The sequence below is a fragment of the Mesorhizobium shonense genome (assembly GCF_040545255.1).
Lineage (GTDB): Bacteria > Pseudomonadota > Alphaproteobacteria > Rhizobiales > Rhizobiaceae > Mesorhizobium > Mesorhizobium shonense.
In genome coordinates, this window is sequence record NZ_JBEPLM010000002.1 from 196,643 (window position 1) to 221,568 (window position 24,926).

At 64.4% G+C, this 24,926-nt stretch carries 18 protein-coding genes; 4 read left to right on the plus strand and 14 right to left on the minus strand.

What is annotated here, in order from left to right:
- Positions 1-251 precede the first annotated feature (251 nt).
- A complete protein-coding gene (gene gltB, locus ABID26_RS06390) occupies positions 252-4,985 on the plus strand; it encodes a glutamate synthase large subunit (protein ID WP_292300635.1) in 4,734 nt (1,577 codons plus the stop codon).
- 251 nt (positions 4,986-5,236) lie between these two features.
- Positions 5,237-6,691 (plus strand): glutamate synthase subunit beta, encoded by a 1,455-nt coding sequence (locus tag ABID26_RS06395; protein ID WP_292300637.1) that lies wholly within the window; start codon positions 5,237-5,239, stop codon positions 6,689-6,691.
- A gap of 74 nt (positions 6,692-6,765) precedes the next feature.
- Here the strand turns inward: ABID26_RS06395 and ABID26_RS06400 are convergent, their stop codons facing one another.
- From ABID26_RS06400 to ABID26_RS06410, 3 genes are all read right to left on the minus strand, one after another.
- Positions 6,766-7,173 carry an MAPEG family protein gene (locus ABID26_RS06400; RefSeq protein WP_292300638.1) on the minus strand — a complete coding sequence of 136 codons (408 nt, stop codon included), beginning with the start codon at positions 7,171-7,173 and terminating at the stop codon, positions 6,766-6,768.
- Between the two features lie 131 nt (positions 7,174-7,304).
- Positions 7,305-8,525, minus strand: coding sequence for an SGNH/GDSL hydrolase family protein (locus ABID26_RS06405; RefSeq protein WP_292300640.1), 1,221 nt, complete (start codon positions 8,523-8,525; stop codon positions 7,305-7,307).
- Between the two features lie 113 nt (positions 8,526-8,638).
- Complete coding sequence (locus ABID26_RS06410) at positions 8,639-9,859, minus strand: lytic murein transglycosylase (protein ID WP_354414553.1); 1,221 nt, start codon at positions 9,857-9,859, stop codon at positions 8,639-8,641.
- Positions 9,860-10,095: 236 nt separating this feature from the next.
- On the opposite strand from ABID26_RS06410, the gene galU reads away from it, so the two are divergent.
- Positions 10,096-11,001, plus strand: a complete 906-nt coding sequence (gene galU / locus ABID26_RS06415; RefSeq protein WP_126098043.1) for a UTP--glucose-1-phosphate uridylyltransferase GalU — start codon at positions 10,096-10,098, stop codon at positions 10,999-11,001.
- 48 nt (positions 11,002-11,049) lie between these two features.
- Here the strand turns inward: galU and ABID26_RS06420 are convergent, their stop codons facing one another.
- Positions 11,050-12,843 carry an outer membrane beta-barrel protein gene (locus tag ABID26_RS06420; protein WP_292300645.1) on the minus strand — a complete coding sequence of 598 codons (1,794 nt, stop codon included), beginning with the start codon at positions 12,841-12,843 and terminating at the stop codon, positions 11,050-11,052.
- 160 nt (positions 12,844-13,003) lie between these two features.
- Between ABID26_RS06420 and ABID26_RS06425 the strand changes: the two genes are divergently transcribed.
- Positions 13,004-14,005 carry a KpsF/GutQ family sugar-phosphate isomerase gene (locus tag ABID26_RS06425; protein ID WP_126098045.1) on the plus strand — a complete coding sequence of 334 codons (1,002 nt, stop codon included), beginning with the start codon at positions 13,004-13,006 and terminating at the stop codon, positions 14,003-14,005.
- 2 nt (positions 14,006-14,007) lie between these two features.
- Here the strand turns inward: ABID26_RS06425 and ABID26_RS06430 are convergent, their stop codons facing one another.
- From ABID26_RS06430 to ABID26_RS06475, 10 genes are all read right to left on the minus strand, one after another.
- Positions 14,008-14,505, minus strand: coding sequence for an NfeD family protein (locus ABID26_RS06430; RefSeq protein ID WP_292300647.1), 498 nt, complete (start codon positions 14,503-14,505; stop codon positions 14,008-14,010).
- A 28-nt stretch (positions 14,506-14,533) separates the two neighbouring features.
- Entirely contained in the window at positions 14,534-15,484 is a 951-nt protein-coding gene (locus ABID26_RS06435; protein WP_292300649.1) for an SPFH domain-containing protein, read from the minus strand.
- A 136-nt stretch (positions 15,485-15,620) separates the two neighbouring features.
- Positions 15,621-16,685: a ferrochelatase gene (gene hemH / locus ABID26_RS06440; RefSeq protein ID WP_292300651.1), complete on the minus strand. Its 1,065-nt coding sequence runs from the start codon at positions 16,683-16,685 to the stop codon at positions 15,621-15,623.
- Between the two features lie 148 nt (positions 16,686-16,833).
- Positions 16,834-18,873 (minus strand): 5'-nucleotidase C-terminal domain-containing protein, encoded by a 2,040-nt coding sequence (locus tag ABID26_RS06445; RefSeq protein WP_354414558.1) that lies wholly within the window; start codon positions 18,871-18,873, stop codon positions 16,834-16,836.
- Between the two features lie 190 nt (positions 18,874-19,063).
- A complete protein-coding gene (locus ABID26_RS06450; protein ID WP_126087794.1) occupies positions 19,064-19,435 on the minus strand; it encodes a hypothetical protein in 372 nt (123 codons plus the stop codon).
- A gap of 185 nt (positions 19,436-19,620) precedes the next feature.
- On the minus strand, positions 19,621-21,066 hold the full coding sequence (locus ABID26_RS06455; protein ID WP_292300655.1) for a homospermidine synthase: 1,446 nt from the start codon (positions 21,064-21,066) through the stop codon (positions 19,621-19,623).
- A gap of 133 nt (positions 21,067-21,199) precedes the next feature.
- Entirely contained in the window at positions 21,200-22,135 is a 936-nt protein-coding gene (locus ABID26_RS06460; protein ID WP_292342735.1) for a heme-dependent oxidative N-demethylase family protein, read from the minus strand.
- Between the two features lie 37 nt (positions 22,136-22,172).
- Positions 22,173-22,835 carry an aminotransferase class IV family protein gene (locus tag ABID26_RS06465; RefSeq protein ID WP_126098052.1) on the minus strand — a complete coding sequence of 221 codons (663 nt, stop codon included), beginning with the start codon at positions 22,833-22,835 and terminating at the stop codon, positions 22,173-22,175.
- A complete protein-coding gene (locus tag ABID26_RS06470; protein WP_292300659.1) occupies positions 22,784-23,929 on the minus strand; it encodes an aminodeoxychorismate synthase component I in 1,146 nt (381 codons plus the stop codon). Before ABID26_RS06470 ends, ABID26_RS06465 begins: the two co-directional genes overlap by 52 nt.
- A gap of 169 nt (positions 23,930-24,098) precedes the next feature.
- Positions 24,099-24,815 carry a proton-conducting membrane transporter gene (locus tag ABID26_RS06475; protein ID WP_126098054.1) on the minus strand — a complete coding sequence of 239 codons (717 nt, stop codon included), beginning with the start codon at positions 24,813-24,815 and terminating at the stop codon, positions 24,099-24,101.
- Positions 24,816-24,926 lie beyond the last annotated feature (111 nt).

The window sequence follows — 24,926 nt, forward strand, 5'->3', positions numbered from 1 at the left end:
TTATTTTGTCGCACAAAACAGGCTGGACTGGCGTATCATCGCTGCCAATCCGGCCATTGTCGCGAGCGGCGGGTAGACGGCTCCGCTCTGGCCTGTACGATACCGGATGCGAACCGGGCGTATGGCCGCATGGTTCGGCAAGGATTTCGCGAGACGTGCAGCAAGGATGAAAGGGAAGCGTTGTGCTTCCCAAGGCAAACCAGCGCCCTAAGGGAAATCACCGCCAAGGGTGCGGAACGGAGGATAGGACGATGACGGAACTGACGCCATCTGCGATCAACGGCCAGGCCGCGCAGACGAAAGCGGCAGCCGTCAAAAATCCGACTCGCGCCGCCACCGGCCCGACCACTGGCTTGACCGCGCAAGGGCTCTACGATCCGCGCAACGAGCATGACGCCTGCGGCGTCGGCTTCATCGCCAACATGAAGGGCGTGAAGTCGCACCAGGTCGTCGAAGACGGTCTGGCGATGCTGGAGAACCTCACCCATCGCGGCGCCGTCGGCGCCGATCCGCTGGTCGGCGACGGCGCCGGCGTGCTGGTGCAGATTCCGGACCGGTTCTTCCGCGAGGAGATGGCGGCCAAGGGCGTCGAACTGCCGCCTGCCGGCCAGTACGGTGTCGGCCACTGGTTCATGCCGCAGGACGCAGCACTGCGTGCCCATATCGAGGACATCATCGCCGAATCGGCACAATCCGAGGGTCTGCCGCTCATCGGCTTCCGCGACGTGCCGGTCGACAATTCGTCGTTGTCGAAGGCGCCGGACATCGTCGCATCGGAGCCGTTCCACCGGCAGGTGTTCATCGGCCGCACGGCCGACATTCCGGACGACGAGGAATACGAGGCCAGGCTCTATCTGCTGCGCAAGGTGATCTCGGGCCGCATCTATGCCGAGAACGACAACAAGGACATCGGCGCCTATTGCGTGTCGCTGTCGGCGCGGACCATCGTCTACAAGGGCATGTTCCTGGCCTATCAGGTCGGCGCCTACTACAAGGACCTCACCGACCCGCGCTTCGAGACCGCGCTGATCCTCGTCCACCAGCGCTTCTCGACCAACACCTTCCCGTCGTGGAAGCTGGCGCATCCCTACCGCATGGTCGCGCATAATGGCGAGATCAACACGGTGCGCGGCAACAACAACTGGATGGCGGCGCGCCAGGCCTCGGTCGATTCCGAGCTGTTCGGCAACAACATCTCGAAGCTCTGGCCGATCTCCTATGAGGGTCAATCCGACACGGCGTGCTTCGACAATGCGCTCGAATTCCTGTTCCAGGGCGGCTACAGCCTGAGCCACGCCATGATGATGCTGATCCCGGAAGCCTGGGCCGGCAACAAGCTCATGGACGCTGACCGCAAGGCCTTCTACGAGTACCATGCCGCGCTGATGGAGCCGTGGGACGGGCCGGCGGCGGTCGCCTTCACCGACGGACGCCAGATCGGCGCGACGCTCGACCGCAACGGCCTGCGCCCGGCGCGCTACATCGTCACCGACGACGACCGCGTCATCATGGCTTCGGAAGCCGGCGTGCTGCCGGTGCCGGAGGAAAAGATCGTGCAGAAGTGGCGGCTGCAGCCCGGCCGCATGCTTCTGATCGATCTTGCCAAGGGCCGCATCATCTCCGACGAGGAGATCAAGTCGGAGATCGCCACCAGGCACCCGTACAAGACCTGGCTTGCCAACACGCAGCTCATCCTCGAAGACCTGAAGCCGGTCGAGCCGCGCGCGCTGCGCAAGGACGTCAGCCTGCTCGATCGCCAGCAGGCCTTCGGCTACACGCAGGAAGACACCAAGCTTCTGATGGGGCCGATGGCGACCACGGGCCAGGAAGCGGTCGGCTCGATGGGCACCGACACGCCGATCTCGGCGATGTCGGACAAGTCGAAGCTGCTCTATACCTATTTCAAGCAGAACTTCGCCCAGGTCACCAACCCGCCGATCGACCCGATCCGCGAGGAGCTGGTGATGAGCCTGGTGTCCTTCATCGGGCCGCGGCCGAACATCTTCGACCTTGTCGGCACGTCGCGCCGCAAGCGGCTGGAAGTGCGCCAGCCTATCCTGACCAACGGCGATCTCGAGAAGATCCGCTCCATTGGTCACACCGAGGACCGTTTCGACACCAAGACGATCGACATCACCTACGCCTCGAACGAGGGCGCGGCGGGCCTGCAGGGCGCCATCGACCGGCTCTGCGAGCGGGCCGAGGCGGCGGTCGCCGGCGGCTACAACATCATCATCCTTTCCGACCGCCAGATCGGACCGGACCGGATCGCCATCCCGGTGCTGCTCGCCACGGCGGCGGTGCATCACCACCTGATCCGCAAGGGGCTGCGCACGGCGGTCGGGCTGGTCGTGGAATCCGGCGAGCCGCGCGAGGTGCATCACTTCTGCTGCCTGGCCGGCTACGGCGCCGAGGCGATCAATCCCTATCTCGCCTTCGACACGCTGCTCGACATGCACAGGCGCGGCGAATTGCCGGAAGAGGTCGACGAATACGAGGTCGTCTCCCGCTACATCAAGTCGATCGGCAAGGGCATCCTCAAGGTGATGTCCAAGATGGGCATCTCGACCTATCAGTCCTATTGCGGCGCGCAGATATTCGACGCTATCGGCCTGAAGTCGGATTTCGTGCAGAAGTATTTCACCGGCACCGCGACGCTGATCGAGGGCGTCGGGCTGGACGAGATCGCGACCGAGACGCTCAGCCGCCATACCGACGCCTTCGGCAACGACCCGGTGCTGCGCAACAGCCTCGAGGTCGGCGGCGAATACATGTTCCGCATGCGCGGCGAGGCGCATATGTGGTCGCCGGACGCGGTCGCCACATTGCAACATGCCGTGCGCCAGGGCTCCTGGGACACATTCAAGGACTATTCGGCGCAGATCGACAGCGCGACCGCGCGGGCGCAGACCATCCGCGGCCTGTTCAAGATCAAGCTGGCCGAGGAAACCGGCCGCAAGACGGTCGCGCTCGACGACGTCATGCCGGCAGCCGAGATCGTCAAGCGCTTCTCGACCGGGGCGATGTCCTTCGGCTCGATCTCCAGGGAAGCGCACACCACGCTGGCGCGCGCCATGAACACCATCGGCGGCAAGTCGAACACCGGCGAGGGCGGCGAAGAGGCCGACCGCTATCTGCCGCTGCCCGGCGGCGGCAAGAATCCCGAACGTTCGGCGATCAAGCAGGTCGCTTCCGGTCGGTTCGGCGTCACGGCGGAATATCTCGTCAATTCAGACGTCATGCAGATCAAGGTGGCGCAAGGCGCCAAGCCCGGCGAGGGCGGCCAGTTGCCTGGACACAAGGTCGACGCGACCATCGCCAAGGTCAGGCATTCGACGCCCGGCGTCGGCCTGATCTCGCCGCCGCCGCATCACGACATCTATTCGATCGAGGATCTGGCGCAGCTGATCTACGACCTGAAGAACGTCAACCCGGCGGCCGATGTTTCGGTCAAGCTGGTGTCGGAGGTCGGCGTCGGCACGGTTGCGGCGGGCGTCGCCAAGGCGCGCGCCGACCACATCACCATCTCGGGCTATGACGGCGGCACCGGCGCCTCGCCGCTGACCTCGCTCAAGCATGCCGGCAGCCCATGGGAAATGGGTCTTGCCGAAACGCACCAGACGCTGGTGCTCAACGGCCTGCGCTCCCGCGTCGCGCTGCAGGTCGACGGCGGGTTGCGCACCGGGCGCGACGTCATCATCGGAGCGCTGCTCGGCGCCGACGAGTTCGGCTTCTCGACCGCGCCGCTGATCGCGGCCGGCTGCATCATGATGCGCAAGTGCCACCTGAACACTTGCCCGGTCGGCGTGGCGACGCAGGACCCGGTGCTGCGCAAGCGCTTCAAGGGCACGCCGGAACACGTCATCAACTTCTTCTTCTACGTGGCGGAAGAGGTGCGCGCGCTGCTCGCCGAAATGGGCTTCACCCATCTCGACCAGATCATCGGCGACACCGACCTTCTGGAGAAGCGCGACGTGATCCAGCATTGGAAGGCGCGCGGGCTCGACTTCTCGAAGATGTTCTTCAAGCCCGATGCGCCGCATGAGGCGCTGCACTGGACCGAGCGGCAGAAGCATCCGATCGACGACGTGCTCGACCGCAAGCTGATCGAGCTGGCGAAGCCGGCGCTGGAGGCCAAGCAGCCGGTCACCATCGAGCTGCCGATCCGCAATGTCGACCGCTCCGCCGGCGCGATGCTGTCGGGCGAAGTCGCCAAGCGCTTCAAGCACAAGGGCCTGCGCGAGGACACGATCACCGTCAAGCTCACCGGCACAGCCGGGCAGTCGTTCGGCGCGTTTCTGGCGCGCGGCGTCTCCTTCGATCTCGTCGGCGCCGGCAACGACTATGTCGGCAAGGGCCTGTCGGGCGGCCGCATCGTCATCCGTCCCCCGGAAGAGGCCAAGATCACAGCTGCTGAATCGATCATCGTCGGCAATACTGTGCTCTATGGCGCCACCGAGGGAGAGGCTTATTTCGCCGGCGTCGCCGGCGAGCGCTTCGCGGTGCGCAATTCCGGCGTCGTCACCGTCGTCGAAGGCGTCGGCGACCATGGCTGCGAATACATGACCGGCGGCATCGTCGTCGTCATCGGCAAAACGGGGCGCAACTTCGCCGCCGGCATGTCGGGCGGCGTCGCCTATGTACTCGACGAGAAGGGCGATTTCGCCGAGCGCTGCAACATGGCGATGGTCGAGCTGGAGCCGGTTCCGGAAGAGGACGACCTGATGGAGAAGCTGCTCCATCATGGCGGCGACCTCGACCACAAGGGACGCGTCGACGTCTCCGGCGACATGACCAGCCACGATGAGGAGCGGCTCTATCAGCTGATCTCGAACCACGTCCATTACACGGGCTCACTGCGCGGCCGCGAAATCCTCGACAACTGGCAGAGCTTCCGGCCGAAATTCCGGAAAATCATGCCGGTCGAGTATCGCCGCGCGCTGATCGAGATGGAACGCATGCGCATGAGCGTGGCGGCGGAATAGGCTTCGGGCATGGCCGGGGAGACAATGCCCCGGCCGCCATCCTCACCAACAATCCTGACCTAGAGCGGTTTGGCTAGAACCGCCAAACCGCTCTAACTATTTGTTTTTACGCAATTCCGGACGGAAAACCGCTACGCACTTTTCCTGGAATTGCTTTAGGAACCAAGGTTGCCATGGCGGCCTTATGAGGTTAACGGGTGCGCCGACAAGCTAGGCTTTCGTGCGTGCCTTCGGACAGCAGGGACTGGACTATGGGCAAGGTAACAGGCTTTCTCGAAATCGACCGGCAGGTGCACAAGTACCAGCCTGCCTCGGATCGCATCCGGCATTTCCGCGAATTCACGCTGCCGATGTCGGACAAGGAGGTCGAGAAACAGGCCGCGCGCTGCATGGATTGCGGCATCCCGTACTGCCATGGACCGACCGGCTGCCCGATCCACAACCAGATCCCGGACTGGAACGATCTCGTCTACAATGGCGACTGGGACAATGCGATCCGCAACCTGCATTCGACCAACAATTTCCCGGAGTTCACCGGCCGCATCTGCCCGGCGCCGTGCGAGGAAGCCTGCACGCTGAATCTCGAGGACATTCCGGTCGCCATCAAGACGATCGAGCAGGCGATCGCCGACAAGGCTTATGAGACCGGCCACATCCGGCCCTATCCGCCGGAGAAGAAGACCGGCAAGCGTGTCGCCATCATCGGCTCCGGGCCGGCCGGCATGGCGGCGGCGCAGCAGCTCGGCCGCGCCGGCCATGACGTGCATGTCTATGAGCGCGAGAGCCGGCCGGGCGGACTGATGCGCTACGGCATTCCGGACTTCAAGATCGAGAAGCACTACATCGACCGCCGCATCGAGCAGATGCAGGGCGAAGGCGTGAGCTTCCATTGCGGCGTCAATGTCGGCGTCGACAAGTCTGTTGCCGAACTTCTCGCCGACCATGACGCCGTGCTCTATTGCGGCGGTTCGGAAACGCCGCGCCCGGCCAACATTCCGGGCGACGAACTTGGCGGCGTCTATGACGCCATGCCCTATCTGGTGCAGCAGAACCGCCGCGTCGGCGGCGAGCCGATCCAGTCGGTGGCCTGGCCCTCGCACCCGATCATCGCCAGCGGTCAGCATGTCGTGGTGGTCGGCGGCGGCGACACGGCATCCGACTGCATCGGCACCGCTTTCCGGCAGGGCGCGGTGCGCGTGACGCAGCTCGACATCCGCCCGCAGCCGCCGGAGAAGGAAGACAAGCTCGCGGTCTGGCCCTACTGGGCGACTAAGATGCGCACGTCGTCCTCGCAGGCCGAGGGTGCGGAGCGCGAATTCCAGGTGGCGACGCTCGAGTTCATCGGCGAGGACGGCCAGCTGACCGGCGTCCGCTGCTGCGAGGTCGACGAGAAGCGCAAGCCGATCGCCGGCAGCGAATTCGTCATCCGCGCCGATCTCGCCTTCATCGCCATCGGCTTTGCCGGTCCCGCGAGCGACAGCGTGATGAAGGAGCTCGACGGCGAGATAAAGGTGGTCACGGACAGCCGCCGCTCGCGAAACGTCGAGGCCAACGACCGCGACTACAAGACCAGCATCGACAAGCTCTACGTGGCCGGCGACGTGCGCCGCGGCCAGTCGCTGGTGGTGTGGGCGATCCGCGAAGGCCGCCAGGCGGCGCGCTCGATCGACGAGGCGCTGATGGGGTCGACAGTGCTGCCACGTTGAAGAGGGTCGATGCGTTCCGCAAGGCAAGATGACTCCGCTGGCCGCAAATGCTCGGGCCAGGAGCTTCGATAGTTCTAGCTCACCAGTAGCGCTGCCGCCCAATAGGCGCCGATGGCCATCTGGACCGCAAACGCCGAGAATCGAACCTTAACAGCGGTTGCGCTTGTCGACGTCAAATGAACAACCGACTGCGCAATACGGGCCGCGAGGAACCAGTACGCAAGAGGATCGGTGATCGAAACGCGTGAGGTCATGATCGCCAAAGCCATAAGACTTCCGAATATGGGCAGGCCCTCGATGCAATTCGCATGAGCCCGTGCAAGTCGCTGCATAAAGGGCGACAAGCCGGCGTTGTCGGGGCTGAAACCATTTGCGGGGATCCGGCCCGTCACAACCAGATAGGTCCGCACGACTTCCATGAAAATAAGCAGGCAAAGCGCCCAAGCTGTGAACCCAATCAACGCGTAAACGGTCGCTGACATCTTGTCCCCAAGTCAGGGCCGCAGCCATGGAATTTGCCCTTGGCGGACAATGCCATTGTTCCACCCGGTCCGGAACGCCTGCATGCCGCAATTCCGAACGGAAACCGCTATGCACCTTTCCTGAGGTTGTTCTAGCGGCTGATGGCTGTCGTCGTATCCGGCTCGGCGCCGGCCGCGGCTGCCGGTTTCGGCGGCCAGGAGAAATCGTCGGCGCGGCCGGGCGAGGCGGCCGGCGCCTTGCCTTCTACGGTCAGCTTTTCACCCGGCAGGTTCGGATCGGCCTTGACGGGCGGCGCGGCGCCCAGCAGTTCCGTGCCGCCGTCGAGCGCGGGGTCGCTGAGCAGCATTGGCGGCGTGCGGTCGACGATGACAGGCGCCGCGGCAGGCTTCGACGCCTCGACCGGGGCGCCGGCCGGCGCGGAAACCGTGGTGACGCTGCCCGGGGCCGCCAGTCCTAGGATCTTCGCCAGCGGCTTTTCCGTATAGAAGGCCAGCTTGCGCTTGCCGGCCTTGGTGACGTTGATGCCGTCGTCCGAGCGCAGGCGCACCGGCTGGCCGTTGATGTCGGGACCGGAGGTGACGAAGGCGCCGTTCTCGTCGACGAAGCCGTCCCAGACATCGACGAACTCGCCGCCATGGCTCTGTGCGGCCGAATGATAGATGTCGTTGAAGGCCAGCATGTCCGAGGTCATCTTCGCCACCCGGAACGCCGGCATGCCGACCCACAGGAACGGCACCTTGGTGTCTTGAATGGCCTTGCCCAGCGCATCGGCGCGGCGCTCATATTCCTTGGTCCAGGTCTCGGAGCGCGGCTGCTCGCGCACGTCGCCGACGCGCATCTGCTGACGGTCGTTGGAGCCGAGCATGACCACCACGACGGACGGTTTCTCCGTCTCGATCAGCGACTTGATCTCGACCGGCCAGTTGTAGAAATCGTCGCGCACGAAGCCGGACGAGCCGTTGCTGCGCACGACGATCCTGACGGCCGGATTGTCGGCGAAGGCGTCGTCGAGACCCTCGGCCAGCCCGCCCGCCAGGAAATCGCCGACCACCAGTACGACGCGGGCGTCCGGCGTCTTCTCGACGATCGGCGTTTCCGGTTCGGCCGGCGGGCGCGGCTTGGGTTTCTTCTTTGGTTTCGGCCTGGCCTTCTGGATTTCGACCGGCGGCTCGATGCGCTCGCTGCGGCGCGGGAACAAGAGGTCGCGCAGCGACCAGCCGCGGCTTTCCTCTTCCTGCGCGAAAGCCGGCGAATGGAAGGCACTGGAGCCGGCGACGGCGAGCACGGCGACAGCCAGGACGAAGATCGGCAGGTGGCGAACGATCAGCCAGATACGCGCAACCGTAACCAATCACCTCTCCATTCCTTGGCGCATGACCAGCAAAATGCGGAAAATCATGCGCAAGCCGAAGCGCTACAGCATCCTTTCCGTCTTTGAAAGGATGCCTCACGCCATGGACGGCTCTATTGCTTCCGGAGCCATTTCAGCACTTCCAGGCTCGGATAGCCATCCTGGGTCAAGCCGACCTTGGCCTGATAAGCCATGATGGCGGCCTTCGATCCGTCGCCGATCTTGCCGTCGAACTTGCCGTCATAATAGCCGTGCTCGGAAAGCCGCTTCTGCAATTCCTGGCGTTCCTCGAAGGTGAGCTTGGTGAAAGGCCGCTGCCAGTCCTGCACAAGACCGCTGCCGCCGGCGATCTCGTCGGCGAGAAGGCCGACGGCCAAAGCATATTTGTCGGCGTTGTTGTAGGCCTTGATGACCGAAAAATTCCTGATCATCAGGAATGCCGGTCCGCCCCTGCCGTCCGGCACCTTCAACGTCGCCTTATCGGTCAGGTTCCTGAACGGCTTGCCATTGGCCCTGGCGACACCGAGCGCCCGCCATTGCGCCAGCGTCTTCGATCCGCCGGGCAGCTTGCCGGCCGGCAGGGTCACCTCGTAGCCCCAGGTCTTGCCGGCCTGCCAGCCGTTCTTCCTCAAAAGGTTGGCGGCGGTCGCCAATGCGTCGGGGACCGAATTCCAGATATCGCGCCGGCCGTTGCCGTCCATGTCGACGGCATAGCGCTGATAGCTGGTCGGGATGAACTGCGTCTGGCCCATCGCGCCGGCCCAGGAACCCATGAGATGGCTTTCGTCGATGTCGCCGGTCTGCAGGATCTTCAGCGCGGCGATCAGCTGCGTACGGGCATATTTCGAGCGCTTCGGATCGCCATAGGCAAGGGTTGCCAGCGAACGGACGACATTGCGCATGATGTCGTCGCGCTTGAGGATCTCGCCATAGTTCGATTCCATCGACCAGATGGCGAGAAGGACATTGCGGTCGACGCCGAACCGCGCCTCGATGCGATCCAGCCACGGCTTCCATTTGCGCGCCATCGCCTGTCCATTGGCCACCGACTGGTCATGCACGCGGTTGTCGAAATAATCCCAGGCGGGGGCGGTGAATTCCGGTTGGGTGCGGGCCTTTTCCAGCACGACCGGGTCGGGCTCGATGCCCCTCATGGCCTGGTCATAGACAGCGCCGGAAACGCCGCCTGCGACCGCGGTCGCGCGGAAGCCTGCGACCCACTGGCGGAACCCGGCATCGGCGAAAGCGGGTCCGGCGGGCATCAGCAAGGCAAGCGTCAGGCCGGCCGCCGTCACCAGTGCCGTCAGGCGCCTTGCGGTACTGCGAACGGACATCTTTTCCTCCTTCGTCAAATCAGGAAGGATCATTCAACGCCGAACCGGGTTAGTATTTAGTTTACCATAGGGGCCGCTAGGAACGAAAAGTGCGGTCGCGGCCATTCGCCGGTCAACTCGGCCGTTCTGTAGTTCAACATTCCGGCGTGAAAATGATTCCCGTCGTGAAAATGTCGGAGGGGATTGCGGAGCGGAGCGCCGAGCGGATAATGGGTTCAAAAAAGGATGGGTGGAGCATGAAGCGAGTTCGCAAGGCAGTTTTCCCGGTCGCCGGCCTCGGCACACGGTTTCTTCCAGCCACCAAGGCCATTCCGAAGGAGATGCTGACCGTCGTCGACCGGCCGGTCATCCAATATGTTGTCGATGAGGCGCGCGATGCCGGCATCGAGCATTTCATCTTCGTCACCGGTCGCAACAAGGCGGTCATCGAGGATCACTTCGACGTCCAGTTCGAGCTCTACGACACGCTGGCCCAGCGCGGCAAGGACGATCAGCTCGCCCGCCTGCAGCGGCTGCAGCCGGCGCCGGGCCAGACCAGCTTCACGCGCCAGCAGGTGCCGATGGGGCTTGGCCATGCCGTCTGGTGCGCGCGCGAGCTTGTCGGCGACGAGCCGTTCGCGCTGCTGTTGCCCGACATGATCATGCAGTCGGAGAAAAGCTGCATGAAGGACATGGTCGAACTCTATGCCGAGACCGGCAACAACATCATCGCCGTGCAGGAATGCGACCCGGCCGAAGCGCACAAATACGGCATCGTCGGCCGCGGCGAGGATACCCATCACGGGTTCCGCATCACCGAAATGGTGGAGAAGCCGAAGCCGGGCACGGCGCCCTCCAATCTCTTCATCAACGGGCGCTACATCCTGCAGCCGGAGATTTTCGGCATCCTCGAAAGCCAGGAGCGGGGCGCAGGCAACGAGATCCAGCTGACGGATGCGATGCTGAAGCTCGAGAGGCAGCAGTCCTTCTACGGCTATCATTACAAAGGCCGCACCTTCGACTGCGGCTCGCCGGAAGGCTTCGTCGAGGCCAATGTCGCCTTCGCGCTCTGGCGCAACGATATGAACGCGAGCATGGCCGGGGTCATCCGCACGCTACTGGATGAGGTGCAGCCGACCGAACGCCGCGGCGCCGCCTTTTAGAGTAATTGCCGATGTTCAGGTGATGCCGGGACCGCTTCGGCGGCCCCGTCAGCGCTGCACCTTCAGGCCGAGATAGACGCTGTTGGCGACATAGTCGCGGCCGGGCAGGTTGCTGGTGAGCTTCTCCGTCCTCACCCGCGTGGTGAGGCCGGCGTAACGGTTCAGCCACCAGGTCAGCCCGGCCTCGGCGCTCAAGATCAGATCGTGGTCGTCCGAGCCGGTATAGTTCCGCCAATCGAGGCCAAGCGACGAATTCGCCGTCAGATTGGCGCGGACCTGGCGCTCTCCGGTGAGCCGGCCCGAGTAGAGGACGTCGCCGCTCTCGTTGGCAGCGGTCGTGCTCTCGATCGTGGTCCTTCCGGTGAGACCGATGATGGTGCCGCGCTCGGGCGACCATTTGAGATCGGCATTGACGTATGGGCCGGCATTGGCCGGCAGGCGGTCGTCGTCGATGGCTTCGCGCAGCCATCCGACGGAGAACTCGCCGGACAGCTTGTCGTCCATGTCGAGCTCGAGGCCGGCGCGCGCGCCGAGCCGCGTCGAGGAGCGCTCGAAACCGTTGCTGTCGAGGCGCAGATCATAGACCCGCCGGCCGGCTTCCACCTCGGCGAACGGGGTGATCGCCGGTGAGACCTGGTAGCCGGTGCGCAAGGTGGCGGAATAGAGCGTGGAGTCGCGATCTTTCTGCGACAGGACGGTGCCATCCGAGAGCTTGGCGTCGCCGTAAAAGTCGTGCGTGACCGCGCCGGTCAGCGTGTAGCGCATCTTGCCGACGTCCTTCTCGACGCCAAGGCTGCCGTCCACGGTCTGGCGCAGCGGCTGCGAGGTGACGCCGGCAATCGCATCCGGCGAGGACGCCGATTCCGGCACCGCTTCATAGCCGAGCTTGGCGATGGCGCGCAGCTCATGGTCGAGGTCGACATTGAGCTGGCCCTCGATCCGGCCCTGCGCATCGTTGATCTTCTGGCCCGAGAGCGTGTTGCGGAATATGCCGTAGCCGTTGATCAGCGCCGAATTCTCGCGCCAGTCCGAGGTGGCGGAGAAACGCAGCGCCGTCTCGGACAACACCGCCGGCCTGCCGCCGCTGCTGGCATCGGCATTGGACGTCGCGGTGAAGCCCTGCTCCAGTGTCGGCCGGAAGACGAAGGTGCCGACCTTGATGCCGGTGGCGGCAAAGGGATCGTCCTCGGGTTTGACTTTCTGGCCTTCGATCGACCCGGTACGCTCGGCGCCGGGATCGAGCTTCTGCCTGTCGATGCTGTCGATGGTAAGGGCGCGGCGGTTGGGACCGTCCTGGTCGGTGGCCGCGGTATCGGCCTGGTCGCCGGCGACGGCGGTCCTGGTCGTGCTGCCGGTGGTCTCTCCGGGCTTCTTTTTGACCTTTTTCTTGTCGGCCGCCTTGACGTCTTTTTTTGCGTTGGCGTCAGCCGCGCGCTGCCTGGCGGTCGAAGGCCGGCGCGGTTTGGCCGCGGTCTGATCGTCGGCGAACGGGTCGTCGGTCGCTTGCGGCTGGTCGAAGATGCTCCCAGTCGCGCCCGCTGTCTGGTCGTCGCCAGGCACCGCACCCAGGCTCGCCGGCTCATAGGGGTTGGCTTGTGTCTGGTCCTCGGCCGTCTGGGCCGCCGGAGCAGCCTGATCCAGCGATCCTTGCGCGCGCAATTGCCTCGCCTTGCGCTGCTGGTCGGCCAGGATCGCCGATTCCGAGACCTCGCCGCGCAGCTCGGTTTCCTGCGCGAAGGCCGGCGCCGGGCGCAGCAAGGCAAGAACGCTCGCAGCCACCAGCAGCGTGCTGACGGCTATGCCCTTTCGACCTCTTATCGTTTCAGGCTGGGCCCCGGACATCGTCACCACTGCTTGCGCGGCGCGGTTGCGCCATACTTACCGAACCGTAAAGGCGGATGGTTAACGGAGGGTTGAGGCGGGCCGATTCCGCTGCCCCCGGCGCACGCGAAACGGGAATTCCGTTGGACAGGCGGGCGACATGGCGCTAATGGCATCTGCCATGCATGCGGGGTCCCCAGGAAGAAAGCCGCCGGACAGGCAGGCCGCGATCGAATCGGCGCTGAGAACGGTGGCGACGGAGCAGGCCGGTATCGCTGCGCTTGCCGCAGCGCTCGACAACGGTCTGGCCGAGCCGTTCGCGGCAGCCATCGATCTCATCTCGCGGATCGAGGGACGTGTCATCGTCACCGGTGTCGGCAAGAGCGGCCATATCGGCTCAAAGATCGCGGCCACGCTCGCCTCGACCGGCACACCTGCCTTCTTCGTCCATCCGGCCGAGGCCAATCATGGCGATCTCGGCATGATCGCCAAGGACGACGCTATCATCGCCATGTCATGGTCGGGCGAGAGCAAGGAACTGATGGGCATCGTCGCCTATTCCAGGCGCTTTTCGATCCCGCTGATCGCCATCACCTCCGGCGGGAGTTCGGCGCTGGCGCGTGCCGCCGACGTGGTGCTGCTCCTGCCGCCGGCGCCGGAGGCCTGTCCGCACGGGCTGGCGCCGACGACATCGGCGCTGCTGCAACTGGTCATGGGCGATGCGCTGGCGATCGCTTTGCTCGAGGCGCGCGGCTTCACGCCCGATCATTTCCGCACCTTCCATCCCGGCGGCCAGCTCGGCGCCAACCTGACGCAGCTGCGCGAGATCATGCATGTCGGCGAGCGGCTGCCGCTGGTGCCGTCGGGCACCGGCATGCGCGAGGCGATCGCCGAACTGTCGCGCAAAGGCTTCGGCTGCGTGGCGATCACCGGCGCCGATGGCGCGCTGATCGGCATCATCACCGACGGCGACATCCGCCGCCATATCGGCAGCGATCTTCTGTCGATGAACGTCGATCAGGTGATGACGAAGAAGCCGAAGACGGCGGCCCCCGACACGCTGGTGGCGACGGCATTGCAGACGATCAATACGTCCGCCATCACCAGCCTGATGGTGGTCGAAGGCGGACGGCCGGTCGGCCTTGTGCATCTGCACGATCTGCTGCGCATCGGCGCCGCCTAGGTTCAGATAGCTTCGACGGTCAACTCCAGGTCGGTGTCTGCTGCGCCGGTAACGCGCACTTGCGCACCCGCCGGAAGATCCGGGCCGGAGACGCGCCACAGCGTATCCCCCAGTCGGATGCGGCCGCGGCCGTTCTGGATCGGCTCGGCAAGCGTGGCCGTGCGGCCGACCATCTGTGCGCCACGACGGTTGAGCAGCGGCTGATCGACCTCACCGGCGCGTGCTGCCGTCAGCCTCTTGCCGACGAAGGCCGAAATCACGGACAGGACGAGAAAGGCCAGAACCTGAACCTGCCACGTCCAAATGGCGCCATTCAACTCGGCCTGCCACGGCCAGATGGCGGCATAGCCGATGAGCAGCGAGATCGCGCCGATGATGAGAGCCGCAATGCCGATCCATAGCATGAAGACGCCAGGCGCCACGATTTCCATCACCAGGAGGACGAAGCCTAGAACCATCCAGTTCCACGGGCCGAGTTCCGAAACGATGCGGTCGATCATTGACGTTCTCCCCCACCCACACGTTGGATCAGTTGTCCGTCGGCCGCACGAGCGGCGGACGGGTGCTCTGCCGTTGCCCGCCCGAGGGGCCGTCGCCCTTGAAGACCTCGCGGGCGATCTCACCGATGCCACCGAGCGAACCAATCAGCGATGAAGCTTCGAACGGCATCAGCACGATCTTGTTGTTGCTGGACGAGCCGATCTTGGCCAGCGCCTCGGTGTATTTCTGGGCGACGAAATAGTTGATCGCCTGCACGTCGCCCTTGGCGATGGCTTCCGACACCACCTGCGTCGCCTTGGCCTCGGCTTCCGCCGAGCGCTCTCGCGCCTCGGCGTCGCGGAAGGCGGCTTCCCTGCGGCCCTCGGCCTCGAGGATCTGCGATTGCTTCAACCCTTCGGCGGCGAGGATCTGGGCGCGCTTGTCGCGCTCGGCCATCATCTGGCGGCCCATCGATTCCACCAGATTGGCCGGCGGGTTGATGTCCTTGATCTCGACGCGGGTGATCTTGATGCCCCACGGATGCGCCGCCTCGTCGACGACGCGCAGCAGGCGCTCGTTGATGGCGTCGCGGTTCGACAGCAGTTCGTCGAGGTCCATCGAGCCCATGACGGTGCGGATGTTGGTCATGGTGAGGTTAAGAATGGCGTTCTGCAGACCGGAGACCTGGTAAGCCGCCTGCGCCGCATTGAGAATCTGGAAGAAGGCGATCCCATCGACGCCGACTATTGCGTTGTCGCGGGTGATGATTTCCTGGCTCGGAACATCAAGCACCTGTTCCATCATGTTCATCTTGGCGCCGATGCGCTCGAAGATCGGGTTGATGATGTTCAGGCCGGGCGTCAGCGTCTTGGTGTACCGTCCGAAACGTTCCACCGTGTAATTGTAGCCTTGCGGCACCGTCTTGATGCCTTTGAAAAGAAGGATGATGACCAGGAAGACAAGAACAATGATGGCAATATCGAAACCGCTGAAGCCCATTTCGTTTCTCCCTCAAAAGGCGGCGACCTCACGAAATCACTTAAGTGTGTTTCCGCAACGTTACAATCAGGTGATCACGAATATTGGTTAGCGGAGGCTTTTGCGCACCGGCATCAGGACCTGTCGGTGAAGCTCGTCACACCCAGCCGCGCAGTTCGCGCCGGACCAGCGCCTCGATCACCGCCATGCCCTCGGCGCTGTCGTTGAGGCAAGGAATATGGGCGAAGTTCCTGCCGCCGGCATGGTGGAACGTCTCGGCCGCTTCGCGGCCGATCTCGTCCAGCGTCTCGATGCAGTCGACCGAAAATCCCGGATTGACGATGGCGATCGACCTGACGCCGTCCTTCGCCAGCTTCTCGACGGTGACGTCGGTGTAGGGCTGCAGCCATTCCTGCGCGCCGAAGCGCGACTGGAAAGTTGTAATCAGCTTCTTCTCGTCCCAGCCGAGCCTTGCCCGCAGCAGCCGCGTCGTCTCCAGGCAATGCGCCCGATAAGGATCGCCCTTGTCGGAATAGGGCTTCGGGATGCCGTGGTAGGAAGTGATCACCACCTCCGGCTCGAAATCGAGCGTCGCCAGATGCTTCTCGATCGAACGCGCGAGCGCCTCGATATAGACCGGCTCGTCGTAATAGGGCGGCACGCTGCGGATCGCCGGCGCATGCCTGATCTTCATCAGCGCGCGGAACAGCTGGTCGTTGGCGGTCGCCGTCGTCGTCGCCGAATATTGCGGGTAGAGCGGAAAGCTGAGGATGCGCTCGCAACCTTGCTCGACCAGCCGGCGAGCGACGGCTGCCGTCGAGGGATTGCCGTAGCGCATCGCCCAGTCGACCATGACGTCCGGCAGGTCAGCGAGCGCACCGGCGAGTTTCTCGGCCTGCGCGCGCGTAAAGGTGCGCAGCGGCGACTCGTTTTTTTCGCGGTTCCAGATTCTGGCGTAGTTGGCGCCGGACTTTTTCGGCCGCGTGGTGAGAACCAGCCCGTAGAGGATCGGATACCAGATCGCCTTGTTAAGCTCGATGACGCGCGGATCGGAGAGGAATTCCCTCAGATACCGCCACATCGGCTTGAAGTCGGTGCCGTCAGGCGTGCCGAGATTGATCAGCATGATGCCGATCTTGCCCGCTGTCACCGGCGCGGCACCCGCCGGCGCCGGATCTGCGGTCTCGGCGGCTTTCGCATCGGCGGGGTTGGCAAGCGTCATCGACTGTCTCCGGGCAGGCGCCGTAAAACTAGCGACGCCCTGCTGCTTTTCAATGCCGCGTCTGGCCGCACCTTATCCCGCTCCCGCCCGAAAACAGAACACCCGCCCGGTTGCCCGGACGGGTGCCCCTGAATTTTCCGGCGAGAGATTACTTGGCAGCCGGCGGGATGGTCAGCGTCGCGCCGAGCGGCAGGCGGCGCGGCCTGTAGTCCTTGTTGGCCTCGGAAATCAGCTTCCATTTGGTGCCGTCGCCATAGTTTTTCTTGGCCAGGTCCCAGTAAGTGTCGCCGGTGGCGATCACATGGTTGGTTTCTGGGCTGGTCCCGGCCGGCTTGGCCGGCTCGGGGGCAGGAGTCGCCGGAGCAGTCTCGGCAGGTTTTGCCGCTTCCGACGTTGCCGGTGTCGTCTCGGCCGGAACGGTCGGCGGCGTGCCGGCGATGTCGCCGGAATTGGATGGCAAAGCCGGCATTGCGGTTTCGGCGGTGGCAGGCGCGGTCTCGGCCGGCTTCGCAGGCTCGGCCGCCGGCGCGGTTGCTGCGGGCGCGGTCTCGGCAGGTTTTGCAGGTTCCGCCGCCGCCGCGCCGACCTCGGTGATGCGGCCGTCGAGCTTCGGCGTATAGGGCCGGTGCGCGCCGAGATAGTCGGCCACCACCTGCTCCAGCCCGGGACCGTAGTCATAGGCGTCCGTCGCCTTCTCGGCGAAGACCTTGTAGCCGTCGCCGCCCTGGCGGACATAGTTGTTGGTGGCGACCAGATACTGCTTCTCCGGATTGATCGGCGCCCAGGCGCCGTTCTCCATCACCTCGACCGATTTGACGCGGCCGGCATTGGGCGCCACCGACTTGTCGAAGGCGTATTTCAGCCCGGCCACCTGCGGGAAACGGCCGGCGCCGTCCTCGATCTGGCTGAGCCCGTTTTCGAGACCGGCGACCAGGTCCTTGCCGGAGATCTTGAACGTCGCCAGCGTGTTCTGGAACGGCAGCACGGTCAGCACCTCGCCCATGGTCACGGTGCCCTGGTCAATCGAGGCTCGCAGGCCGCCGCCGTTCGAAATGACGATCTCGACGCGCTGGCCCTTGACGCGATCGAGGACGGCGTCGGAGACAAGATTGCCCATCTCGCATTCCCGCGCCCGGCAATTCTCGCGGCTGCCGTCGATGGCCTTGGTGGTCTCGGCGACTTCCTTGTTCTTCAGCGCCTCGATCGGCGCGCCAAGCTCCTTGATACGGGCGAGCACGGCCGGATCGGGCGTGATCGACTTGTCGAGATAGATCGGGTCGCCGCCCGCTTCCTTGACCACGCCATTGTCGTCGAACACGACCTTGAACTCGCCGAGATATTTCGAATAGGACGCCGCCTGCACCACCGGCACCTTGTAGCCGTCGGGGTTGTCGACCATCGTCGGATAGGGCCCCGCCGCCTTCGGGTCGGTGTTCGACAGAAGCGTGTGGCTGTGGCCGCCGACCACCACGTCGACGCCAGGGATTTTCGCGATGACATCGCGCTCGCGGTTGTAGCCGATATGGGTGACGGCGATGATCTTGTTGATGCCCTGCGCCTTGAGTTTCTCGACCTCGGCGGTGATCGACTTGACGTCGTCCTCGATGGCGATGTTGGGACCGGGCGAGGCGAGCTCGGGCGTGTCGTTGGTGACGGCGCCGACAATGCCGATCTTCTGGTCGCCGACCTCGACCACGAAAGACGGCTTGATCTTGCCGTTGGCGCCGGACCTGTCGTTGGGCACGACATTGGCGCTGACGACCGGGAACTGCGCCTTGTCGAGGTAAGGCACCAGCGCGCTCTCGCCGTCGTCGAATTCGTGATTGCCGAGCGTCACCGCGTCGGGCTTCATCTGATTGAGGAATTCCTCTTCCGCGGCGCCCTTGTACGTGATGTAGAACAGCGACCCCTGAAAACTGTCGCCGGCATTGAGCAGCAGCACGTTCTGGCCTTCGAGCTTCTTGCGCTCCTGCGCGATCGCAGTGATCAGCCGGCCCGCGCCGCCGATGCATTCGCCCTTGGTCTCCTCCTCGGCGGAACAGGTCGACTCGTATTTGTTGTTGCCTTCGATGCGACTGTGCCAATCGTTGAAATGCAGGATGTTCAGCGTGTAGTCGGCAAAGGAGGCTCCGGCCGACAGGCTGAGTACTGATGCTGAAAGGGCGGCAATGGCGGCAAATTTCTTCATCTTCGTCTCCCGGATGCACTGACCTGAAATGCTTAAACCCCTCGCTTGACTGGAACATAACAGCCAGCTTCCGGTCATGTTCACATCGCGTTTTGGCCGATGCAAGCGGAAATCGGGAAGAGGTTTGCCAGCACAAAAAAGGACGGCAGCTCGCGCCGCCGTCCCGCATCATTTCGATATTTCGTAGACCTTAAGCCCGGCGCGTCAGCACGAAGTTCTGGCCGCTGGCGCTGGTGCAGTTGAGCTGGCTGGTCGAGACCATCAGGCAGTTGAAGCTGACCGGCGTCTGGCGGATCAGCGAGGTGCCGTGAATCTCGACCGAGGTCGGGCCGGTCAGGGTGTAGCTGCCCTCGGACAGCTTCTGGCCGGTGTCGGTCGCGACGGTGGTGAAGCTGCCGGCGGCGAAGGTCGACAGTCCGGTGCCCTTGGCGTCGATCCAGTTGCCCTCGACGCCCTTGGGCGCGGCCGCGATCGGTTCGGAGGGGCCGGTGGTGGTGCAGGCGGCAGCGGCCAGAAGGCTTGCCGCGGCGCCTGCCGAAAGCAATTTGCGCGCAATGGTCATATGAAAGTCCTCTCCTCTCGCACCGGCCCGAAAATCGATCCGATTTTCGGAAAGCACGATGCGTCCATTCAAGTGCTAGAGCGTACTTGATGCGTCCGACTGGACGCATGCCGCTCTAGGCCGCTTCATTTCAATCGCCCGATTTCCGGGCGATTGCAAGGTGGAGACGGCGGTAGACGCGGCTGCTATCGCACGAGGATGTTGCGGAACTGCCACGGGTCGTCCTTGTCCATATCCTCGGGGAAAAGGCCGGGGCGGTGATCGAGCGGCGTCCAGTCGGTGTAATAGCCCCTGACCGGCCCGAGATAGGGCAACTGCACTTCCAGGCAGCGCTTGTAGTCCATCTCGTCGGACTCGACGATGCCGGCAGCCGGATTCTCGAGCGCCCAGACCATGCCGGCGAGCACCGCCGAAGTCACCTGCAGGCCGGTGGCGTTCTGGTAAGGCGCGAGCTTGCGCGCCTCGGCCAGCGACAGCTGCGAGCCGTACCAGTAGGCGTTCTTGTCGTGGCCGTAGAGCAGCACGCCGAGCTCGTCGACCCCGTCGACCAGCTCGTTCTCGTCGAGCACATGATGGACGGGCTGCGCCTTGCCGGCGGCGCCGAACATCTCATGCAGCGACAGCACGGCGTCGTTGCAGGGATGGTAGGCATAGTGGCAGGTCGGGCGATACTGCACCTTGCCCTTCTTGCCGCGCACGGTGAAGAAGTCGGCGATCGAGATCGCCTCGTTGTGCGTCACCAGGAAGCCATATTGCTCACCGGGCGTCGGGCACCAGCTGCGCACGCGCGTGTTGGCGCCAGGCTGCTCCAGATAGATCGCTGCCTGCGAGCCATTCTTGTGCTTCTTGCCGTTTTTCGGCATCCAGGTCTCATGCGTGCCCCAGCCGAGCTCGGCCGGCTGCAGGCCCTCCGAGATGAAGCCCTCGACCGACCAGGTGTTCCAGAACACGTCCATCGGCTTCGGTTTCTTCGTGCGCTGGGTATCGCGCTCGGCGATGTGGATACCCTTGACGCCGGCCTTCTTCATCAGCTTCGCCCAACCCTCGCGGTCGTGCTCCGCCGGCACGGCAAACTCGAGCCCGAGATCGGTGGCGAGGTTGACCAGCGCCTGCTTGACGAGCCAGGAGACCATGCCGGGATTGGCGCCGCAGCAGGAGATCGCGGTGGTGCCGCCCGGGTTCTTCTCCTTCTCCTGGCGGACGCTCTCGCGCAGCGCATAGTTGGTGCGCGAGGCATTGTCGGCCTTTTCGTCGAAATAGAAGCCGAGCCACGGCTCGACGACGGTGTCGATGTAGAGCACGCCGAGCTTGCGGCAGAGCTTCATCAATTCGAGCGAGGAGGTGTCGACCGACAGGTTGACGCAAACGCCCTGGCCGGCGCCATTGGTCAGAAGCGGGGTCAGAAGCTTCTTGTAGTTCTTCTTGGTCACCGCATCCTGCATGAAGGTGATGCCGCGCTCGTCGAGCAGCTTGCGGTCGGCGTCGCGCGGGTCGATGACCGTCATGCGCGACTTGTCGAACTTGAAATGGCGTTCGATCAGCGGCAGCGTTCCCCGTCCGATCGAGCCAAAGCCGATCATCACGACAGGGCCGGTGATTTCACCGTAAACGGGCCAGTTTTCATTCGCCATTTTTTCGGACACTCCTTCAAACACATGCAAAAACCCGGCGTTCCCGCCGGATGGCCAAGCGCTACAACCACAGATCATTGTCATAAACCAGCGAAAAGCGCCAACCGCCGGCTAAGCCGGGACGGCCACGTGGTTAAGCTGCCTCGACCATGCCGGCGAGGAAGGCAACCAGCCGGTCGCGGTCGGCGGTCAGGCCCTTGTAGTCGAGCTGCGCCTGGTCGAGGGCGTTGAGCTGCTCGGCGAAAGAAGCCGCGAGCGCCGCCTTGTCGGGGTGGCGCGCGAGCACGGCCAGCGGGTCGAGATGGATGCGGATGGTGAAGAGAATGTCGCGCGAGACCGGCAGTTTGCGCAGCGTCTGGCGCTCGACACGGATAAAGGCGTGCGCGTTGATATCGCCGTCCGGAAAGCGTGTCGGGCGGTTGGTGGCGCGGTCGACGCGCTGGATGTTGGAAAGCGGGTGATAGAGCGCGTCGCCCGCCTGGATCGACCAGTTGAAGCGTTCGACCGCCTGACCCTGCAGGCCGTCGAACATGCGGTTGATGACTTCGGCCGGCCGCGTGCCGGGGCCGAAGCCGGGCACCGGCGCATGGATTTGCTGCAGCGGCTTGCCGAATTTTTCCCGAAGCGGCCAGGATGACGGAAAGCACAGCGATCCGGCGGCGAGCCGCCAGCCGCTGTCGTCCCGGCGCATCAGGATCAAATCCTCCTGGACCAGCAGCGATGCCCGGACAAGCGGTGCTTCGCGCAATTCGGGAGAGAGTTCGCGGGTCGCTCCGTTGAGGCCGACCACCTCGATAGCTGAGCCATCGCCGCGATGGCTCTCAGGATGTTTTGCGGGGAGATAGGCGGCGAGGAGGTCGAGCACTTCGCGCTGCGCGTCGCGCGTATCGTATTCCTCGACAAAGACCTTTTCCGCGATCTCCGCGTAAAGCCGCTGCTTCTCGGCGAGATGCGGCAAGAGGAATTCGTCGACCTCGATCCAGCGATCGAGCTCGAGCGGCTTCAGGCCAATGGTGAAGAGCTTGAAGGATCCGTCGTAAGGCGTGTGGGTCGGCTGGCGAATGGTCATGCTTTTATCAAACAGAAAATCTCCGGCGGCTCCCGTGTCATTCCAATTGCGCCGGGATAAGCCCGCGCAGCGAATTGCCGACGAAGATCGCCTTCGCGGATTTTAGATCGTCGAAGGTGTAGATCGCTTCCACGGCGCGGCCTTCGTCCAGAAGCTCGCCGCGCAATACTCCAGGCAAGAGGCCGCAATCAAGTCTCGGCGTCGCGAGCACGCCGTCGCCAAAGTCGGCGAAGAGATTGGTGATGGTGCCTTCGCAGAGTTCGCCGCGCTCATTGGCAAGCAGCACCTCGTCGGCGCGGGTGGCGAGATATTCGGCGCGCGCCCGCTGGTAGGTTTCGCGGCGGCTGGTCTTGTGGCGCAGCAGCGTGTCGCCGGAATCGAGCCGGACTCGCGCCAACTGCAGCCGCCACGCCTTGCCGGCGGGAAGCGGTTCGTAAGGCTGCGCGGACGCCGCTGCTTCGCCGTTGCGCCGCAGGGCGAGGCGGGTTCGCAGCACGATCCGCTGCCCGCCGACCGCGCCCGTCAGCACCTCGCCGACCCGTTGCGGGTCGCAGGCAAAGCCGAGCTCCGCCGCCGAGGCGTAAAGCCGCGCAAGATGGCGGTCGAAGCGCAGGAAGCCCGAGCCAGGCTCCCAGCGCATGGTCTCGATCAGCTCGAAATCGGCACGGTTCCCGTCGCGAAGCGCGCTTTCAGAAGACACTCCCGGTACTCCTCATCGGCTGTCGAATCGAAGACGACGCCGCCGCCGACATTGTAGACGGCCTCGCCATCGGCAAAGAGCGAGATGGTGCGGATCGCCACCGAAAAGCGCATCCTGCCGCCGGGCGCAATCCAGCCGATGGCGCCGCAATAGACGTCGCGCGGCACGCCTTCCAGATCGTGCAGGATCTCCATGGCGCGGATCTTTGGCGCGCCGGTGATCGAGCCGCAGGGAAAGAGCGCGGCGAAGACCTGGCGGATGCCGATATCCGGCAAGAGCTTCGCCCGCACCCGGCTCACCATCTGGTGCACCGTCGGATAGGTCTCGATGCGGAACAGTTCCGGCACCTCCAGCGTGCCGACCTCGCTGATCAGCGAGATGTCGTTGCGCAGCAGGTCAACGATCATGCGGTTCTCGGCCTGGTTCTTCTCGTCGTTGCGCAGAAATGCCTTCAGCCGCGCATCCTCAGCCCTGGTCGCGCCGCGCGGCGCCGTGCCCTTCATCGGATGGGTTTCGATCATGCCTTCGGCGTCGATCTCGAAGAACAGTTCCGGCGAGCGCGACAACACGATCGGATCGCCAAGCGAGATCAGCGCGCCGTACTTCACCGGCTGGCGTTCGGTCAGCGCGTCGAAGGCGGCGAGCGGATCGCCGGACCATTGCGCATGGACCGGAAAGGTCAGGTTGCCCTGGTAGCAGTCGCCCTTGCGGATGTGGTCGTGCAGGCGCGCGAAGCGGACGGCATAGTCCTCGGCGGACCAGGTTGCCCTGGCGTCGAAGATCGGGCCGTTGCTGACGGGGCCCGGGTTCTGCGGCACCGCCTGCTCGAGCGGCGCGTCGAAGACGCCGAGACAGATCAGTGGCGCGCGGCGGCCCTCGGGCAGCAATGGCACCAGCTTCGGCTCGAGCAGATAGCCGGCCTCATAGGAGAAATGGCCTGCCAGCCATTTGCCGGCGTCGGAGGCCGCCTGTGCCGCCTCGAGCGCCGGCGTGAACTCGTCGGCGCTCAGCGCCGTGATGATCTCAAGCGGCCTGTCGAAGACGAGCTGGCGGCCGGTCTCGTCGTTGCGGAAGATTGCGGAAGGCAGGGACATAAGCTTTCGGATGCGGTCAATGGCGCCGTCGATCGCTCTATATGGGGGGCTGTCGGCGCGCAATCGAGAGAGCGGCGTCCATGGACGCAAAGGCGGCTGGAACAAAAGGAAAGCGGCGGTGCCCATGACGAGCGCCGCCGCCTGTCATGTGCCCGAAGGCTGAATGGGATCAGGTGTTGCTTGAGGTTCCAGCCGTCGGGAACTGGCGGGCGAATTCGGCCTCGTTGCCCGAGGCCAGCAATTTCGCCTGCTCGATCCATTTCTCGCGCGCGATGCGACCGTCGAAATTGAGCACGTCTTCGATCCGCTTGACGTCGGCATCGGTCCAGGCAGCGATCTGGGCGTAAGTCGTGACGCCCTGACCCTTGAGCAGCTTCTCGTTGACCGGACCGATGCCGATCAGGCGGCGCAGATTGTCGGCCTTGCCGGCAGCCGCCTTGGGAGCGGCGGCTTTCTTCGGAGCCGTGGCGGCCTTCTTTGGCACAGCCGATTTACCCGCCGGTTTCGGTGCGGCGCTCGTCTTGGCTGCTGCCGGCTTGGTCGCGGCGGTTTTGGTCGAAGCGGGTTTTGCCGCAGACGATTTCGCCGCGGCCGGCGTCGACATCAGCGCCGCCGGCGCAGGTGCGGCGGCCTTGTCGGCACCGGCCTTGGCGGGTGCGGAAGGCGCTTCGCGCAGCCGGTTCTCGAGGTCGGCGCGGGCGCGGCCACATGCGTCGAGCTCGCCGCTCAGGCGATTGGTATCGGCGCGCAACCTGTCGCGCTCGCTCTTCGTGCGGTCGAGATCGCCGCGCAGGCTGTCGAGCTCGCCGCGCAGGCGGCCCCAGATGAACCAGCCGGCCAAAACACCCACAACGAACGCCAGGAGCATGTAGAAGAAAGTGCTCATTTCCCTCTCCAGTCCGATCGAGCTGCCGCTGCCCGGAGTGGCGGGCTTGCCGCAGGGATCGTCAATCGTTCCGCAGTCGGCGGAACAGCCGCTTCAATCGAGCAGTCGGCG